The organism is Carboxydothermus pertinax (assembly GCF_001950255.1).
Lineage (GTDB): Bacteria > Bacillota > Z-2901 > Carboxydothermales > Carboxydothermaceae > Carboxydothermus > Carboxydothermus pertinax.
This window is the reverse complement of record NZ_BDJK01000017.1, coordinates 1-18,606: the sequence shown is the minus strand read 5'-3', so window position 1 is coordinate 18,606 and position 18,606 is coordinate 1. Positions and strand designations below refer to the sequence as shown.

13 protein-coding genes and 1 other annotated feature are annotated in these 18,606 nt (G+C 38.7%); of the genes, 12 read left to right on the top strand and 1 reads right to left on the bottom strand.

The window, feature by feature from the left end:
- The first annotated feature begins 4 nt into the window (after nucleotides 1-4).
- From cpu_RS05935 to cpu_RS05890, 10 genes are all read left to right on the top strand, one after another.
- Nucleotides 5-667, top strand: coding sequence for a potassium channel family protein (locus cpu_RS05935; protein ID WP_075859123.1), 663 nt, complete (start codon nucleotides 5-7; stop codon nucleotides 665-667).
- The gene (locus tag cpu_RS05930) at nucleotides 660-1,445 is read left to right on the top strand and encodes a TrmH family RNA methyltransferase (RefSeq protein ID WP_075859122.1); all 786 of its coding nucleotides are present in this window, start codon (nucleotides 660-662) and stop codon (nucleotides 1,443-1,445) included. Before cpu_RS05935 ends, cpu_RS05930 begins: the two co-directional genes overlap by 8 nt.
- 144 nt (nucleotides 1,446-1,589) lie before the next feature.
- Nucleotides 1,590-1,830 (top strand) — a binding site (T-box leader).
- Nucleotides 1,831-1,870: 40 nt separating this feature from the next.
- A complete protein-coding gene (gene pheS / locus cpu_RS05925) occupies nucleotides 1,871-2,887 on the top strand; it encodes a phenylalanine--tRNA ligase subunit alpha (protein WP_234970200.1) in 1,017 nt (338 codons plus the stop codon).
- A gap of 14 nt (nucleotides 2,888-2,901) precedes the next feature.
- Nucleotides 2,902-5,298 carry a phenylalanine--tRNA ligase subunit beta gene (pheT, locus tag cpu_RS05920; RefSeq protein WP_075859120.1) on the top strand — a complete coding sequence of 799 codons (2,397 nt, stop codon included), beginning with the start codon at nucleotides 2,902-2,904 and terminating at the stop codon, nucleotides 5,296-5,298.
- Nucleotides 5,299-5,359: 61 nt separating this feature from the next.
- On the top strand, nucleotides 5,360-5,614 hold the full coding sequence (locus tag cpu_RS05915) for a cell division protein ZapA (RefSeq protein WP_159433976.1): 255 nt from the start codon (nucleotides 5,360-5,362) through the stop codon (nucleotides 5,612-5,614).
- Nucleotides 5,611-7,260: a PHP domain-containing protein gene (locus cpu_RS05910; RefSeq protein ID WP_075859118.1), complete on the top strand. Its 1,650-nt coding sequence runs from the start codon at nucleotides 5,611-5,613 to the stop codon at nucleotides 7,258-7,260. The genes cpu_RS05915 and cpu_RS05910 overlap by 4 nt, the downstream gene beginning before the upstream one ends.
- 51 nt (nucleotides 7,261-7,311) lie before the next feature.
- Complete coding sequence (locus tag cpu_RS05905) at nucleotides 7,312-7,887, top strand: DNA-3-methyladenine glycosylase (RefSeq protein ID WP_075859117.1); 576 nt, start codon at nucleotides 7,312-7,314, stop codon at nucleotides 7,885-7,887.
- Nucleotides 7,888-7,901: 14 nt separating this feature from the next.
- The gene (locus tag cpu_RS05900; protein ID WP_075859116.1) at nucleotides 7,902-8,852 is read left to right on the top strand and encodes a Nif3-like dinuclear metal center hexameric protein; all 951 of its coding nucleotides are present in this window, start codon (nucleotides 7,902-7,904) and stop codon (nucleotides 8,850-8,852) included.
- Between the two features lie 47 nt (nucleotides 8,853-8,899).
- Nucleotides 8,900-11,389, top strand: coding sequence for a U32 family peptidase (locus tag cpu_RS05895; RefSeq protein ID WP_075859115.1), 2,490 nt, complete (start codon nucleotides 8,900-8,902; stop codon nucleotides 11,387-11,389).
- Nucleotides 11,390-11,392: 3 nt separating this feature from the next.
- A complete protein-coding gene (locus tag cpu_RS05890) occupies nucleotides 11,393-13,747 on the top strand; it encodes an endonuclease MutS2 (protein ID WP_075859114.1) in 2,355 nt (784 codons plus the stop codon).
- A 7-nt stretch (nucleotides 13,748-13,754) separates the two neighbouring features.
- Here cpu_RS05890 and cpu_RS05885 read toward each other — a convergent pair whose 3' ends face one another.
- Nucleotides 13,755-16,175: a transglycosylase domain-containing protein gene (locus cpu_RS05885; RefSeq protein ID WP_234970199.1), complete on the bottom strand. Its 2,421-nt coding sequence runs from the start codon at nucleotides 16,173-16,175 to the stop codon at nucleotides 13,755-13,757.
- A gap of 145 nt (nucleotides 16,176-16,320) precedes the next feature.
- Here cpu_RS05885 and tyrS point away from each other — a divergent pair, with 145 nt between their 5' ends.
- Entirely contained in the window at nucleotides 16,321-17,556 is a 1,236-nt protein-coding gene (tyrS, locus tag cpu_RS05880) for a tyrosine--tRNA ligase (protein WP_200800650.1), read from the top strand.
- Nucleotides 17,557-17,609: 53 nt separating this feature from the next.
- Entirely contained in the window at nucleotides 17,610-18,245 is a 636-nt protein-coding gene (gene yunB, locus cpu_RS05875; RefSeq protein WP_075859112.1) for a sporulation protein YunB, read from the top strand.
- Nucleotides 18,246-18,606: the final 361 nt, after the last annotated feature.

Below are 18,606 nucleotides of genomic sequence, written 5' to 3'. Positions count from 1 at the left end.
CTTTATGGAGTCGAAACAATTTGGGGTTATTGGCCTTGGACGCTTTGGCTCTAGCGTTGCTAAAACCTTAAGTGAATTGGGCTACGAAGTGTTAGCTGTGGATAGCAGTGAAGAACGGGTGGAAGAAATAAAAGATTATGTAACCCATGCGGTCTGTGCTGATGCCACCGATGAGCATACCTTAAAGGCTGTAGGTATTAGAAACTGTGATGAAGTGGTTGTGGCTATTGGGCAGGAAATGCAAAATAGTATCTTAATAACTTTAATGTTAAAAGAGATGGGGATTAAAAAAGTCTGGGCCAAAGCTCAAAACGATTTGCATGGTAAAATTTTATCTAAAGTGGGAGCTGACCATGTTATCTATCCTGAGAAAGAGATGGGGATTAAAGTTGCCAATAAGATGGTGGCTAACAACATTTTAGAATTTATTGAACTATCCGAGGAGTATTCTATCCTGGAAATTTCAATTCCGCCTCGCTATTTAGGAAAAACTATTAAAGAAATTGATGTTCGGGCCAAATACGGCTTTACCATTTTAGCCATTAAACGGGGAAATCAGTTGTTAATATCTCCCTCTTCCGATGAGCAATTTCAGACTGGTGATATCTTAGTTTTAATTGGACGGAATGAAAACTTTAAAAAGCTGGAGCGGGATATAGGTGATTAAGAAAATAACCAGCAAAGAAAATCCTTTCTACAAGCAATTAAGAAAATTGTATCATGAAGGAGCTTATCGGCGTAAAACAGGTTTATTGGTGGTTGAAGGGGAAAAACTTGTTTTTGAAATAATTAATGGTGACTGGACAGTGGAGCAGTTAGTAGTAAGTGAGAGTTACTGGAAGAAAAATGTTATTTTTAAGAAATATAAGAAGTATAATAATATAATTATTTTACCTGACAGTTTATTTAATGGAGTTTCAGATTTAATAACCCCAGAGGGAATTATTGCTGTGGTTGAAGCAAAATCTTTAACATTTCCGTGGGAACAGGATGGCGCCTTTTTAATTCTTGATGGCTTACAGGACCCTGGGAATGCAGGAAATTTGCTCCGGGCAGCTCTGGGATTCGGGCTAAAGGGGGCAATTTTACTTCCACCGGCGGTTGATGTCTATAATCCAAAAGTAATAAGGGCATCAGCTGGTGCATCGCTAAAGCTTCCAGTTTTACGAATGGAGGCTAACAAGTTAATAGAGATTTTTCATAAAACTAAGTTCCCCCTATTATTAGCGGAAGCGGAAGGGGGAATGGAAGTCTTTAATTACAAGTTTCCAACAAAATTTTTCTTAGCCATCGGTAGCGAAGGGCGAGGTATTAGTGCTACTCTTGAGGGTTTACCTCATCAAAAGATTTTTATTCCCATGCCAGGGGCAATTGAATCTCTAAATGCTGCTTTAGCTGGCGGAATTATTATGTATGAATGGGCAAAAAATAGAGTTAACTTGTAGTATTTTTTGAATTGTGCTATAATTAAGCAAGAAAATACAAGGGGTGGGTGGCATGGGGGAGTATTTGGCAAAATTTTGGTGGAGTGTTTTTGAGGCTACCGGTTCCTTGACAGCGTATCTTATTTATAAAAAGTTAATCAGGCATTAAAGGCGATGACCGGGAGAAGTAGGCTAGGTCTTTGCCATCCAGGGAGAAAGGGCCATAAGACTGGAAGCCCTTTTATGGCAGAGCAGTTGAAGTTCGCCCGTGAGCTTTCCGCTGAAAAGGTAAGTAGGCGGTAACGGATTCTTCCGTTAAAAAGAACGAAAGGTGTTTGCCTTTCGACTGAGGGAGCTTTATGCTAATTAGGGTGGTACCGCGGAAACGATAGCTTTCGTCCCTAAAAAGGGCGGAAGCTTTTAATTTTATCTGGGAGGGATGAATTTTGAATACCGAGGAGCTTTGGCAATCTTATTTATATGAGGTTAATAAAGTCTCCAATTTAACTGAATTACAGACGGTAAAGGTTAAATTTTTGGGTAAAAAAGGAGAAGTTACCCTTGCGCTTAAAAGTTTAAAAGATTTACCACCGGATATTCGTCCGGAAGTGGGACAAAAAATAAATGCTGTAAAAAAATTAATAGAGGAAGATTTGGAGAAAAAAGAACAGGAGCTGGCCCAAAAAGCTTTGGCAAAAAAACTTGAACAGGAAGCGATTGATGTTACCTTACCGGGTTTTCCTTTACCTTTAGGCAAACTTCATCCGTTAACTGTCGTCCAACACCGGGTCGTGGAAATTTTTACTTCGATGGGCTTTGCGGTTGCTACCGGACCGGAAATTGAAAAAGATTATTATAATTTTGAAGCATTAAATTTACCCAAGGAGCATCCCGCCCGGGATATGCAAGATTCTTTTTATATAACGGAAGAAGTACTCTTAAGAACTCATACCTCTCCAGTACAGGTACGGGTTATGGAGAAATTTGCGCCAAAATTGCCAATTAGGATAATTTCACCTGGGAAAGTATATCGCCGGGATGATGATGCCACCCATTCGCCCATGTTTGCCCAGTGTGAAGGACTTGCGGTGGACAGAAATATTCGTTTTTCCGATTTAAAGGGAGTTCTTTTAACTTTCATTAAAGAATTATTTGGGCCTAAAACAAAAATGCGCCTAAGGCCAAGTTATTTTCCCTTTACGGAGCCTAGCGCTGAGGTGGATATATCATGTGTAATGTGTGGTGGCGTCGGGTGTAAGGTTTGCAAAGGTTCTGGCTGGCTGGAAATTTTAGGCTCAGGGATGGTTCACCCCAGAGTTTTGGAAATGGCCGGGTATGATAGTAGCCAGGTTACAGGATTTGCTTTTGGTATGGGTTTAGAGCGGATTGCTATGCTTTTGTATGGAATTGATGATTTAAGGCTCTTTTATGACAACGACCTTCGTTTCTTGCAATTGTTTTAAGGGAGGTGGGCTCGGTGAATATATCGTTTAACTGGATTCAAGAATTTTGTGAAGTACCCTTTACAGCCCAAGAGCTTGGAGATAAATTAACTTCGGTAGGGGTAGCAGTTGAAAAAGTAACTTATTTAGGAAAGCTTGAGAAAATTGTAGTAGGAGAAATTCTTGAAGTAAAAGCTATTCCTGAAACGGAACTTTATAAAGTAAAGGTTTCAACTGGAACTGGTATTTATGAAGTTATTACGGGGGCAAAAAATGCTTTTATTGGGGAGAAGTATCCTTTTGCCCTACCCGGGGCCGTATTGCCAAATGGAATAAAAATTGAAGAGCGCAAAATTCGGGGATTTATTTCCCAGGGAATGCTGCTTTCGGCAGAAGAGTTGGGGCTTTTAGAAAGAAAAGGGGTCGAGTCGGGTTTAATGATTTTACCACGGGAAGTACCGGTGGGTGAGAATATCGCAAAAGTTTTGGATCTTGATGATTATCTGCTGGAACTCGATTTAACCCCCAACCGGGGGGATTGTCTATCGGTATTGGGGGTTGCCCGGGAAGTAGCTGCTTTAACTGGACATAGGTTAAAATTGCTTGAGCCAGAGTTACCTTTGTCCGAAAGTGAATGTCCGGTGAAGATTACGATTGCCAATCCAGAATTATGTCATCGCTATATGGGGATTGTTCTTACTAATGTTAAAGTGGGGCCTTCCCCCCTTTGGCTTGAACAAAAGCTTAGAAAATCAGGGATTCGTCCTATTAATAATATTGTGGATGTTACCAATTACATATTACTGGAGTATGGACAGCCTTTGCATGCTTTTGACCTTGAAAAGCTAAGTGGGCCTGAAATAATTGTACGAAACGCAAAACCCGGAGAAAAAATAACTACTTTAGATGGTGTAAGTCGCGAATTATTGCCGGATATGCTGGTTATTGCTGACCGGGAGAAGCCAGTTGCTATAGCGGGAATAATGGGCGGACAAAATACAGAAGTGGATTTGGAAACAAAGGCCATTTTAATAGAGTCTGCCTGGTTTAACCCTGTATCAGTCAGGAAAACAGCGAGAAAACTAGGATTACGGACCGATGCTTCCCAGCGATTTGAGAAAAATGTTGATATTGAAGGAGTTAAGCGGGCTTTAGTTAAAGCGGCGCAAATGATTTGCGAGTTGACAGGAGGAACTATTCAAGGAAAGTTCGAAGATGTTTACCCGAAAAAATTTGAGCCTAAGGTTATTGCAGTTAATCTTGAAAAAGTGGAAAAGTTTCTGGGTATATCATTAAACCTTGTAAAAGCTGAAGAAATATTAGAGTCGTTAGGCTTCAAAGTTATCCCGGGTAATAATAAGCTGTTGGTTGAAGTACCAAGCTATCGCCCTGATATAGCATTAGAAGCTGATATTTATGAAGAATTTGCCCGTTATCTTGGGTATAATAATTTTCCTGATACTTTGCCGGTAGGCCTTACCACTAGTGGATACTCCCCGGAATATAACCTTGAATATAAGGTAAAAAATCTTTTAGCAGCCCTTGGACTGCAGGAAGTGATTACTTATAGTTTTATTAATCCAGAGTCTTATAAAAAGCTTGGGCTTTCAGTGGATGAGGTACTGGAAAAAAGTGTAGTTCTCTTAAATCCTCTAAGTATTGAACAGTCGGTAATGCGAAAAACTTTGCTTCCAGGCCTATTGGATGTTGCTAAAAGGAATGAGAACCGGCAGCAAGAAAATTTAATGCTTTTTGAAATTGGTAATGTCTTTGAAAAAAGTAGTGAGGAGTTACCGCTGGAAACCAAATTTATTGGTGGAATCGCTCTTGGGAATAAACCTGGAAATTGGTTTGGAAAACCTCAAAAGTATGATTTTTATTATGTAAAAGGGTTATTAGAAAGCTTTTTTACAGCTTTAGGGATAAAACTTTATAGCTTTTTACCGGCAAAAGACTTACCTTTTCTCCATCCAGGAAAGGCTGCCCGGATTTATATAGAGAGCATTGAGGTGGGTTTTATTGGTGAACTTCATCCTCTTGTCCAAAGAGAATTTGAATTTAAAAACTCGCCTATTGTTTTTGAGCTAAATTATGATGTGCTAAAAACTGTTGTAAAACAAGATAAAAAATTTACACCCCTTTCGCCTTATCCTGAAGTTAAGAGGGATATTGCTCTGGTGGTTGAACGGGATATTCCGGCAGGGGTTTTACTGGAGGTTATTGAAGGTTTAGCCATTCCTACTTTAAAAGAGATCGATATCTTCGATGTTTATGAAGGGGAGAAGTTAGGGTCAGGTAAAAAGAGTATTGCTTTTTCTTTAACCTTTAGTTCAATGGAAAAGACTTTGAGTGATGAAGAAATTAATAATACAATAGCTTATATTGTTAATGCTTTACAAGAGAAAACCGGTGCCGTTTTAAGAACTTTTTAACAATATCCCCCCTAAATGGGGGGTATTTTTAAAGGATTTTTCTAAAAAGCGAGGTGATAAATTGAATCGAATTGAGGTGGAAATAGACGGGGAAAAATACTATTTAAAAGGCAGTTTACCGGAAGGGGAAGTTTTAGAACTTGCTCGCAGTTTAGATGAAAAACTAAAAGAAATAAAGGAGAAATATCCAAAACTACCCTGGCATTGGTATTACGTGTTACTTAGTTTAAATTTAGCAAAAGAACTTAAGGACTTAAAGCAAAAGTATGACTTAGTTGCTGCTGCCCTTAATGAAGAAAGTGGGGACAGGGAATGATTAATTTAAAACTTAGTAAAATCTTTGAAGACTTTGCGGTTATGCTTGAATATAAAGAAGAGAATATTTTTAAAATCAATGCTTACCGTCAGGCGGCTCGGGTCTTGAAAAAGACCAACGATTTGGATAAATATGTAATGGAAGACCGTCTGGGGGAACTGCCGGGAATTGGGAAAAATTTAAGAGAAAAGATCTTAGAATATTATCGGACCGGAAAAATTGCTGAATATGAAAATTTAAAAAAAGAAATTCCTTTAATCATTTTTGATTTGTTAAAGATACCGGGAATAGGGGTAAAAACGGCAAGACTTATTTATAGGAGTTTTAATCCCAATACCTTAGATGAGGTTGAAAGCCTGGCTAAAGCCCACAAATTAAAAGAAGTTGCTGGAATTGGTAGTAAAACGGAGCAGCAAATCTTGGTAGGGATAGCATCAATTCGGGAATGGCAAGAAAAAATTCCAGTAAGCCTTTATAGCCGCAATGTAAATGAGATCCTCGAAATAATCAAAAGCATACCGGGAGTGGAGAAAGTAAGTGTAACTGGTCGTTTAAGGTTAAAAGAAGAAATAATTCCCTATTATCACTTTTTGATAGTTTTTAATAAATCCCCAGACGAATTTGTAAAGATTATGGAAAATCTCGGGTACACCCTGTTGAGTCAAGAAGAAGGATTTCTCTTTTTAGCTCCTGAAGGATTTAAGCTTAAAATAGAGTTTTGTGCAAAAAATAATTGGGGAAATAAATTGTTTAGTACTACTGGTCCTGAAACTTTTCTCAGTGTCTTTGGGGTTTTAGACGATAATTTTGCGGAAGAAGAAATGATTTTTAGTACTAAAGGTTTACCTTTCATAGAACCGGAATTGAGGACAGCGGACGGGCTTTTTGAATTTCTACAGGAAAAAGAACTTCGGGATTTACTTACCCTTTCGGACATCAAGGGGGATTTGCATATTCATTCCCGGCATAGCGATGGGGTATGTACCATAAAAGAATTAGCTATTACGGCTCAAAATAACGGCTATGAATATCTTGCTATTACTGATCATTCCCAAAGTCTTACCGTCGCCAAAGGACTTGATGAAGCAAGACTTTTAACCCAAATCGAGGAAATAGAGAAGTTAAACCAGGAATTATCGGGAATTACTATCTTAAAAGGAATTGAAGTTGATATCTTAAAGGATGGTTCATTAGACTTGCCGGATAAGCTGTTGGCCCAGCTGGACATTGTGGTTGCTTCGGTTCATACGGGTTTTAAACTTCCTGGAGAAGAACAAACCGTAAGAATTATAGAGGCTATTAAAAACGAACATGTGGATATTATTGGTCATCCTACCGGTAGATTATTGGGACGTCGAGAACAATATGACGTAAATGTCGATGAAATCATTTATCAAGCAGCTAAGTACCATACCGCTCTAGAAATAAATAGTTCCCCGGAACGGTTAGATTTAAAAGATGAATATGTAGCCCGCGCTCGTAAGGAAGGGGTTCTAATTTCTATTAACACTGATGCCCACGATATTCATCGATTAACTAATGATTTACAATTTGGAGTTATGGTGGCGCGCAAAGCCCTTTTAACCAAAAACGAGGTCTTAAATGCGAAAGACTTAAAGTCACTCAAAAAATTCTTAAGAAAATAAAGGATAATATTGCCAAAATTATTTAAGTTTTTTATTATAATAGAGGTGCTTATGATTTTACCAAGAGAATTTTACGCAGGTAATGTTTTAGAGGTTGCTAAAAACTTACTTAATTGCTATCTTGTTCGGGAATATAGCGGTAAATTGCTAATAGGTAAAATTGTGGAAACGGAAGCTTACCACCAGGACGATCCGGCTTGTCATGCTTATAGGAAAAAAACGCCTAGAAATGAAACTATGTTTGGTCCACCTGGACATGCTTATGTTTATTTTACCTATGGGATGCATTACTGTTTTAATGTGGTAACGGGTGATGTTGGCCGAGCGGAAGCGGTTTTAATTCGTGCTTTAGAACCAATAAGTGGGATTGAGGTAATAAAAGCATTACGCGGTAATAAACCGGAGAGGGAACTATTACGCGGCCCGGCAAAATTAACCCAGGGGATGGCGATTGATTTAAAGTTAAACGGCCATGACTTGACTCTTGGTAAGGCGTTGTACATTACGGAAGGTGAACCTTTGTCCCCAGAGGAAATTGTTACCACTACGAGAATTGGTATAAATGCGGGTAAGGAGCTACCTTATCGGTTTTATATAAGGGGCAATAAATTTGTTTCAAAAAAATAAAAAGGAGTGGGAAGATGAAACTGAAAGAAATTTACGAATTGGCGGTGGAAATGGGGATAGAAAGCGACCCCCGGGGTAAGGAACAAGTTTTAAAAGCATTAGAAAAAGAAAAAAAGCGATATGAAAAACTTTCGGAAAAGGAAAAAGAGGAGTATGATTTAGAAAAACTGACCAATCCCTACAGTGATACCCGGGTATATTTGGGGGATTTTGAACAAGAAGTAAATACGGTGTTGGTAGGTATTGATATGGAAATTGGTGAAGTTTTACTGGCCGATCGTCTTACCGAGAAAGGAACCAAAATTGATTTAATAATTACCCATCATCCGGAAGGCCAGGGTATTGCCAAGCTTTATGAAGTTATGCATTTGCAAGAAGATATCTTACACCAGCTTGGGGTGCCTATAAATGTTGCCGAGGGGATAATGGCTCCAAGAATCGGGGAGGTAAAACGCGGTTTAATGCCTTTAAACCACAACCGGGCAATTGATGCCGCAAGGCTTTTAGGTTATGCCTTTATGAGTGTCCATACCCCTGCGGATAATTTGGTTACTACTTATTTAACCAATTATTTTGCTGAGAAAAATCCCGAAACCGTTGGCGAAATTGTTGACTTTTTAAAGGAGTTACCTGAATATAAAGAAGCTACCAAAATTGGGGCAGGGCCTACCATAGTAGTGGGAGCACCGGAAAGAAGATGCGGTAAAATCTTCGTTGATATGACCGGAGGCACCAGCGGCTCCGATGAAATGTTTTCAAAGCTTTCTACTACTGAAGTAGGTACTATTGTTACAATGCATTTATCGGAGAAACATAAAAAAGAGGCCGAAAAGCATAATATAAATGTAGTTATCGCCGGTCACATGGCTAGTGATTCCTTGGGGATGAACCTATGGCTGGATAGACTTGAGGGAAAAGGGGTTAAGGTTGTTGCAACCTCTGGTTTAATTAGAGTTAAAAGATAAAAGCGTGGTATTAACCACGCTCTTTTACCTATTTAGGGGGTAAAAAAATGTTTAAAAAGCCAGAACTTTTAGCACCAGTTGGAGCTTATGAAAATTTAGTAGCTGCAGTGCAAAATGGGGCCGATGCAGTATATTTTGGTGGTAAATTCTTTAATGCCCGACATTTTTCTGAAAATTTTACTGATGAAGAAATAGTAAAAGCTATCAATTACTGTCATTTACGGGGAGTAAAAGCTTACATAACCTTAAATACATTAGTAACCGATAGCGAGCTAAAGGAAGTATTTAGGTTTTTACAAAATATTTATAAAGAAGGGGCAGATGCTGTTATTGTCCAAGATTTGGGATTGGCTAAAGTCATTAGAGAATACTTTCCAGACCTCAATATCCATGCCAGTACCCAAATGACACTTCATAACAGTAAAGCCATATCGTTAATTAAAGAACTGGGAATTAAAAGGGTTGTCCTAGCGAGAGAATTGTCTTTAGTGGAAATAAGAGAAATAAAAAAGAAAACTGGCGTTGAGTTAGAACATTTTATCCATGGTGCTTTGTGCATTTCTTACTCGGGGCAGTGTTTAATGAGCAGTATTATTGGACAGCGAAGTGGCAATAGGGGGAAATGTGCTCAACCCTGTCGTTTGCCCTATAAATTAATTAAAGATGAAAAAGAAATCGGTGAAAATTTAGGGGAGTATCTTTTAAGTACCAGAGATATCAATTTAAGTGCTTATTTGCCCGATTTAATAAAGGCAGGAGTTGATTCGTTTAAAATTGAAGGGCGTATGAAACGACCTGAATATGTGGCAACGGTAGTTAAAGTTTACCGAGAATTGATAGATTTTTATTTTAATGACCCGCAAAATTTCCATGTTAGTGAAGAACAGGATAGAAAGCTACGTGAAATTTTTAATAGGAATTTTTCGACCTCTTACCTGTTAGGAAAACCGGGGCAGGAATTAATGAGTTATAATCGCCCCAATAATCGGGGGGTTTTTGTCGGTAGAGTTTTAAGGTATGATGAACGTAAAAATATGGTTCGCGTAAAGTTAGAAGACCGCTTAGAAGAAGGGGACGGGGTAGAAATTTGGGTTAAAAAAGGTGGACGATTAGGAGTAGAAGTTGGGAGCCTTTATCGGGGTAAGGAAAAAGTAGAAAGGGCAGAAAAAGGTGACATTGTTGAGTTTTACTTTCCAGAGCGGGTATCTGGGCAGGACCGGGTTTTTAAAACATCAAGTCGTAAATTGCTGGAGGAGGCAAGGGAAAGCTTTGTCCGGGAGCGGGAAATAAAAAAATTCCAATTAAAGGCTGATGTGATTGCCCGCCGGGGAGAGCCGTTACGGTTAATTATTACGGACGGTTTTGGCCACCGGGTTGAGGTGGAATCGGAATATGTTATAGAAACTGCTTGCAAACGACCGGCAAGCTTGGAATTTTTGCAAGAACAGCTAAATCGCCTTGGGAATACTCCTTTTTTTATCGATGAAATAGTTGCTGAAGGATTAGAAGAGGGGGTTATGATTCCCGCAAGTGAACTAAATAAACTGCGCCGCGAAGCCATTGAAAAGCTAGCGGATAAGATTATTAAAGAATATAAAAGAAAGCCAATTCGCGAAAAGCTTATCCTTCCGGAAAGTAGAAAGCAAAAACAAAACTTTTTTAAACTTGCGGTTAAAGTAGGAAGTACTGAAGCAGCCATAAGCGCTTTACGAGCTGGGGCAGATATTGTTTATTTAGCAGGCGAAAGGTTTTTTAAGAAACCTTATAAGTACGATGAAATATTTTTAGCGCAAAAAGGTACTCAAGAGATATGGCTTCATACCCCAAGGATTACTAAGGACCACGAATTAGAATTGTTTTTGCAAGAAATTTCTAAGGGGTACAACTTTTCAGGGATTCTGGCGGGGAATCCTGGCATTATATCTTATGCTAAAAACTTGGGATTTAATCTTGCTGCGGATTATTCTTTTAATGTTTTTAATTCCCTGAGTGAAGAGGTTTTGTACGATTGGTCTTTGAAACGAGCAACGATATCCCTAGAACTTTCCTTTAAAATGCTTAAGGAAACGGCAAGATTTGCAGAAATGGCTAAAGAAGCTGTAGTTTTTGGGGATGTACCTTTAATGGTAAGTGAATACTGTGTCATTGGAGCTGTTGCGGGAGGCATGACTCGGGAAAAAAACTGTGGCAGGGTATGTTATTTTGGGGATTATTACTTAAAAGATCGATTAGGCGTCAGGTTCCCTGTAAAAACTGACCAATTTTGCCGAATGCATATTTTTAATAATAAAAAACTAAACATTTTAAAAAATCTCTCGGAGTTTACTGAGCTTTTGGGAATTGAGTATCTACGACTTGAGCTTCCTTTTGAGGAGCCGGATAGGGTATCTAAAGTGGTGAATATTTGGCGAGAGGAAATTACGCGTTTAAATCAATTAGGAGAATGGTATGAACCGGAGATAAAAAGCATGGAATCTTTACAAAGTCTTTATCCTGAAGGCTTTACCACTGGGCATTATTTTCGAGGAGCGGAATAAAAAATGAATCAAAAAACGTTAATAAGACTTGAGTTTCCGGAAATTATCCAGAAGTTATATCAAAAAGCAACTTCCTATCCAGGAAAGCAGCTGACATTAAAGCTTCAACCGCTATCTAGTCCGGAAATTATCGAGGAAAAACTCTTGGAAGTTGAAGACGGGCTTTTATTCTTACGATTTAAAACGGTGGATTTAAGTTTACTTTCGGATTTATCCGATGCTTTTCTTAAACTTACAAAAAATAGCATGCTGGACGGGCGGGAAATTTATCGCGTAGGCCAGTTAATGAAACTTTCCAGAGATACGCTACAGGAAATCCAAAGAGGTGACTACCCAAGACTAAAGAAAATTGCTAATGGGTTATATTTTGATGAAGCCATTATTAAAGATATTGAAAGAAGCTTTTGGCCGGAAGGTACGGTAAAAGATGAGGCCTCCGAGGAATTAAAAAGAGTTCGGGGTCAAATTGCCCGTTTAAAAGAAAAAATGCGAGAAGCGGTGGAAAAATATCTTAGAGATCCTGAACTTGTAAAATTCTTGCAAGAGCCTCTTATTTCCGTACGAGGAGATAGGTTTGTCTTACCGGTGAAAGCTTCATTTAAAAATCAGGTACCGGGAATTATCCATGACCGTTCCAATACGGGACAAACATTATTTGTTGAACCTTACAGTGCCGTTGAAGCTGGGAATGAATTAAAGGCGTTAGAACTTTTGGAAAGAGAAATCATTGAAAAGATTTTAAGAGATTTTACTAATCGATTAGTTATAAGACAACAGGAGCTAAAGCTAACTTATGAGCTTTTAGGAGAAATAGATTTAATTTTAGCAAAGGCACATCTTGCCCTGGAGATGGACGCCTATAAACCAAAAATCACTACTAGTGGAATTTTATCCTATAAGCGCGCCCGACATCCGCTTTTAGGAAAAAAAGCAGTACCTTTTGACTTAACCTTAGGAAAGGACTTTGATTTACTTATTATTACAGGCCCTAATACCGGAGGAAAGACTGTTACCTTAAAGACCATTGGCCTTTTAGCTGTAATGGCGAGAGCGGGGTTGTTTATCCCAGCTTCTCCTGATACGGAAATAGGTCTTTTTGGTGAGGTTTTTGTTGATATTGGAGATGAACAAAGCATAATTCAATCTTTAAGTACCTTTTCTTCTCATTTACTTAATTTAAAATTTATATTAGAAAATGCTCGTGAAGGAGATTTAGTATTGTTGGACGAGCTAGGGACCGGAACTGATCCCCGTGAAGGGGCAGCATTAGCCAAAGCAATCCTTGAAGAACTCCGGCAAGAAAAGGTCAAAGTTGTTGCCACTACCCATACCAGTGAACTTGCTGACTACGCCCTGCAAACGGAAAGAGTGGAAAATGCTTCGGTAGAATTTAACCCAGAAAGTTTAAAACCTACCTATCGCCTCAATCTTGGGAAACCGGGACGCAGTAACGCTTTATTTATTGCTCAAGGTTTGGGAATAAAAAGGGAAATAATAGATAGAGCAAAAAGTTTCTTAAAAGAGGAAGAAGTTAAACTCGATCAACTAATTCTTGAATTGGAGCAGGAGAAAAAGCAGTTAGAAAAGACCCAAAAAGAAATTGAAGAATTAAAATTAATTCTCAAGGAGAAAGAAGCTAAACTTAACTTTGAATTAGAAAATCTTGAGAAAACCAAAGAAGAAATAATAACGAAATATCGGGATAAATATCGGCAAAAGCTTTTGGAGGTCGAGCGGGAAGGACGATTACTGCTAAAGGAAATTAAAGAAAGGATTAAAGAGAGTGAAGCCAAACTTCTCCCAAAAGTCCTAGAAGATGCCCGCTTAAAAACCAAGAAATTTTCCGAAAGATTTGAGATGCCCATTGAACCACTTAAACCCTATCGCCCTCAAGTAGGAGAGATTGTGGAATTAATTGATATTGGCCAAAGGGCGGAAGTTTTAGAGGTAGGGGAAATGAACGCTGTGGTACGGGCAGGAATAATGAAGCTAAATGTAAGCTTTGACAAAATAAAACCGGCAAAGAAACAGGAAAAAGAAAAAATTAACAGTCAAATTCAGGTTGGTAGCCTTCGGCTTAACAAAGCCACTCTTGAGTTGACCAAAAAGCAAAACTTTAACGCAGAGCTCGATATTCGAGGAATGAATACTTTAGAAGCCGAGCCAGTAGTTGAAAAATATCTGGATGATGCTTATTTAGCGGGAGTAGAAAAGGTCAGAATTATCCATGGCAAAGGCACTGGAGCCTTAAAAAAATTCCTCTGGGAATATTTAAGAGAAGTTCCCTTTGTTAAAAAATATAATTTTGCCCCGCAAAATCAAGGGGGAGATGGGGCAACGGAAATATATTTAAAGTAAACCCCTCCTAATTGTTAGGAGGGGTTATTTGATTTTCATTACCTTGAGGGGCATTATCATTACCTTGAGGGGCAGGCTTTATTTGGTGTTCGGGAATATCACAATAAACTTTTGGAACCTTATCTTTGGGAAACTTTTTAATAGTAACATATTGAGGTGGACAACCACCAGTTTCACCAGCTTTTGGAATTAGCGCTAGGAAATCCTGGCCATTGTGGGCCGGGTCAGTGCAGACAGGGACTTCTACTTCCTGAACCGGGGATTGGGTATTAGGCCCGTGAATATTACATTTTTCTCTGGGTAACCTTAAGGAATAATCTAAAACGTAATTAGGTACTTGATAAGGTAAAGCAATTAAACTTACCGTTAGCTTATTGGGACAATATTCAGTTGCCAGCAAATGGGAGTCAGCACAAATTTCTACTTTTACATGGACATTACAAATTTTTGTCGGTACTGTTCCTTTGGCAAAATAATCGTAAACCAACTGGTCTTGAGGGCAGTTGTCACCGGGTAACTGACCGGATTTACCACAGACAGTTGCTTTTATAACGCCGCTTGGTTTTTCAAAATCCGACTTAGGTACATTCTTTAGGGCTTCGGTCATGATTGCTTTAAAAATTCTAGCAGGATAAATACCCCCAAATCCCCGGGGAATAGGTTGGGGTCGGTCATGGCCTACCCAGACTGCAGTAACTAAATCGGGAGTATAGCCAACAAACCAGAGGTCTTTTCCTTCATCGGTAGTACCGGTTTTACCGGCAACCGGTCGATCTAAGCGAGCAGCTGAACCTGTACCACCGGGCTTAAATATCACATCTTCAAGCATTGACGTAATGAGGAATGCAGTTTCCGGTTTCATAGCTACCCGCTTTTTAGGTTCATTTTTAAATAAAACCTCTCCGGAAGCGGACTCAACCTTAATTATGGCTGTAGGTTCTACGTAAATTCCCTTATTGGCAAAGGCTCCGTAAGCCGCCGCCATTTGCAGGGGGGTAACTCCATCGGTAAGGCCTCCTAGAGCAATACCAAGGTTTGATTCAAGTTTAGGATTTAAATCAATTCCCAGCTTTTTGGCAAATTTAAAGGCATCGGCAAAACCAACTTTGTCAAGGAGCTGAACAGCAACAGTATTAACTGACCTGGTGAGAGCTGCTCTTAAGGTAATTAACCCCCGATACTTGCCATCAGAATTAGAAAAGGAGTGATTCCCATATTTTATTGGTCGGTCGTCAATTACCGAAGCTGGAGACATTCCCTTTTCAATTGCAGGTCCATAGGCAATAATTGGCTTAAAAGCTGAGCCTGGTTGTCTTTTAGTACGGGTGGCTCTATTCCACTGGCGGAGCTGGTTATGTTCGCGCCCACCCACAATTGCCTTGATTTCGCCGGTTTTAGGATCGAGAACTACTGCTGCGCCCTGGGGCTGTAAAATTCCATTTTTATCTCGCTTGGATTTCGGAAAGTTTTTAGGGTCTTTTAGAGCTTTTTCGGAAGCTTCCTGGATTTTGGGATCTAAGGTGGTATAAACCCTAAGCCCGCCCCGAAAAACCCGGTCACTTCCAAACTTTTCTGTTAGTTGCTCAATTACATATTCCACAAAATAAGGATATTTATATTTATTGTTATTACTATCAGATAAAAGGTTGGGATTTAGAATTAAAGGTTCTTTTTTAGCTTTTTCTGCTTGTTCTTCAGTTATGAATCCGGCTCGGAGCATTTTATTTAAGACTATATTACGTCGGTTTAAGGCTAGCTCTTTATTATTTAAAGGAGAATAGCGGCTTGGCGCTGGTAGTAACCCAGCTAAAAGAGCTGATTCGCTTAAGGTTAATTCATTTAAATCCTTGCCGAAATAAGTTTGAGCAGCAGCCTTTATTCCATAGGCTCCTTCGCCAAAATAACTCCGGTTCAAATACATTTCTAAAATTTCATCTTTTGTAAAAGCTCTTTCAAGCTGAATAGCTAAATATGCTTCTTGAATTTTTCTTTTAAGGGTTTTTTCAGGAGTTAGAAAAGTAAGTTTAACCACCTGCTGGGTGATTGTGCTTGCTCCTTCTTTAGGTGCTCCGTATTTTAAATCTTCAAGGGCTGCTCTTAAAATAGCTTTCAGGTCAATTCCGTGATGTTGGTAAAAACGGGTGTCTTCAGCGCCAATAACTGCTTTTTTAACAATATCAGGAACCTCTTCGATTTTTACGGGAATTCGGTTTTCACTGCCGTGGACTTCGGCAATTATATTATTATTTTTATCATAAATTAAGGTTGTTCCGGAAAGTTCTAACATTTTGGGTGAGAAAGTTGGGACATCTTTTAGGCAATAATAAATATATCCTCCAACGCCAATTGATGTAAAAAAAGCTAAAAGGAGAAATACCAATAAGGATATGAGAACCCACTTTGGCATCCGCTTGCGTTTTTTTCGCACCTTCTTACCTCCTTTTACTTAAAAAACATTATAGCATATCTTACTATTTATGTACTGAAAAAGTTTTGCCTTGACGTAAAATTATGGAATAATACATAATAAATATTAAGTTTATTAGTGATAATTTTTTATGATGGAAAGGGAGATGCCAGTGGATGAATTAAAGCGGCAACTTGAAATAATTAAAAGGGGAGTTGTGGAAATCGTTCCCGAAGAGGAACTAATAGAAAAGCTAAAAAGATCTTTAAAAGAAGGTAAACCTTTAAGGGTTAAGCTTGGCCTTGATCCTACTGCACCGGATATCCATCTAGGACATACTGTGGTTTTACAAAAATTAAAGCAATTCCAATCCTTAGGACATGAGGTAATAATTATTATTGGTGACTTTACAGCGCAAATTGGTGACCCAACTGGGAAAAAAGAGACTAGAAAACAGTTAACGTGGGAAGAAGTTTTGCAAAATGCTAAGACCTATCAGGAACAGATTTTTAAAATTCTGGATCCCGATAAAACAAAAATGGTTTTTAACAGTGAATGGCTGGCAAAACTTAATTTTGCGGATGTAATAAAACTTGCATCGAAATACACTGTTGCCCGGATGCTGGAAAGAGATGATTTTGCTAAAAGATTTAAAGATGGACAGCCAATTAGTATTCATGAGTTTTTTTACCCCTTAATGCAAGGGTATGATTCGGTTGCCTTAAAGGCAGATATTGAATTGGGAGGAACTGACCAGAAGTTTAATCTTTTAATGGGACGGACATTGCAAAAAGAATACGGTCAAGAACCGCAAATTGCTATCATGATGCCAATCTTAGAAGGAACCGATGGCGTGCAAAAGATGAGCAAAAGTCTTGGGAACTACGTTGGAATTAATGAATCACCCCAAGAAATGTTTGGGAAAATAATGTCTATTCCTGATAGTCTTATTTTGCGTTACTTGGAATTATTAACATCTGTTCCTATGGAAAAAATTAATGAAATGAAAACGCAAATGGAACTAGGGCTATTAAATCCGCGGGATGCAAAAGTTTTTTTAGCAAAAGAGATTATTACTCAATATCATTCAAAAGAAGCTGCGGATGAGGCGGAAAAAGAGTTTATAAAGATATTTAGGGAGAAAGACCTGCCCGACGAAATTCCCGAGTATAAGGTACCCAGGGAATTACTAGAGGGAAAGGGAGTGCTTTTACCTAAAGTTTTATTTAACGCAGGAGTGGTAAAAAGTATAAGCGAAGCAAAAAGGTTAATTTCCCAAGGAGCAGTTTTAGTAAACCAGGAGAAAATAAACGACATTAATTTTTATTTAGATAAAAAAACAGCAGCGTATACGGTAAAAGTTGGCAAACGGCGGTTTTTAAAAATAATTTTAGAAGAGTAACAGTTTAACGGCGACCATCATAACCTATCTTAGAATCCAGGGTGGTGGTCGCCGTGTATTTAGCCCCTTATCAAATACAGCGTTTAAAGTCCTTCTTTATTTTAATGGTCATTTTATTACTTATATTCACTTTAGTGGTGGAACATTACTTAGGCAGTTTATTTTTAAATTTAGCAAAAATCCGAATAAATCAATTGCTTACCGAAAAATTTACTTACATTGTTCTTCAGGAAGTCGCTAAAGCAGATTTTCAATATGAAAAATTAATTCATATTGAAAAAGATGAAAAAGGAAAGATTACGCTGGTTCAGGCAAATACAATAATTTTTAATAAATTTGCGGCCACTGTTGGTAATAAACTTCAAAAGGAAATCAATTCACTGGCAGCCCAAAGAGTTGAAATTCCGCTGGGACAGATGTTTGGAATAAGAGTTTTAGCTGCTGTCGGACCAAAGATTAAAATTCGTTTTATACCTATGGGATTTGTGGAAGTAAAATGTAGCGATTCTTTTCAATCGGGAGGCTTAAACCAAACACGGCACCAGCTTTATATAACCTTGAATGCCAGTTATAAAGTGGCAATACCGCTAGTAAGTGCCCCAGAAAAACTTTCATATAAGCTTCCAGTAATCGAAACAGTTATAGTAGGGGAAGTACCACAGATAATGTTGCCTTCATTACAAAAATAAAAATGCTGGTACGGAATGTGCCGGCGTTTTTTTATGGGTCGTACGTTTTTACCAGAAATTAGCCCTTGAAGAAAGGGAAAAGGATTTGGTATATTAATAAAGCGTCCCGTAGGCGGCGGAAACAACTGGAAGCAAAAAAGGTCAAAAAACCGCTTGACAAGGGAGCACGAGATGTGATAAATTAAGAATCGTCGCTGACGGCGAATGCCGTCGAAAGTAAGCGGTACCTTGGCAAAGAAATAACGGCAAGCGGACCGTACTCGAGAAGGGGTACGGAAGCAAAAAATAAGGAGAAGCTTGGATTAACCTTTCATAGGACCGAGCCTACGGAAGTAGGTTTAGATAACGGGGTTCCCAAAAA

Excerpts from the sequence above, each read along its gene's own strand:
- cpu_RS05935 (WP_075859123.1), top strand. The coding sequence starts at position 5 with ATGGAGTCGAAACAATTTGGGGTTATTGGCCTTGGACGCTTTGGCTCT.
- cpu_RS05910 (WP_075859118.1), top strand. The coding sequence starts at position 5,611 with ATGATTAATTTAAAACTTAGTAAAATCTTTGAAGACTTTGCGGTTATG.
- cpu_RS05905 (WP_075859117.1), top strand. The coding sequence starts at position 7,312 with ATGATTTTACCAAGAGAATTTTACGCAGGTAATGTTTTAGAGGTTGCT.
- cpu_RS05900 (WP_075859116.1), top strand. The coding sequence starts at position 7,902 with ATGAAACTGAAAGAAATTTACGAATTGGCGGTGGAAATGGGGATAGAA.
- cpu_RS05895 (WP_075859115.1), top strand. The coding sequence starts at position 8,900 with ATGTTTAAAAAGCCAGAACTTTTAGCACCAGTTGGAGCTTATGAAAAT.
- cpu_RS05890 (WP_075859114.1), top strand. The coding sequence starts at position 11,393 with ATGAATCAAAAAACGTTAATAAGACTTGAGTTTCCGGAAATTATCCAG.
- tyrS (WP_200800650.1), top strand. The coding sequence starts at position 16,321 with ATGCCAGTGGATGAATTAAAGCGGCAACTTGAAATAATTAAAAGGGGA.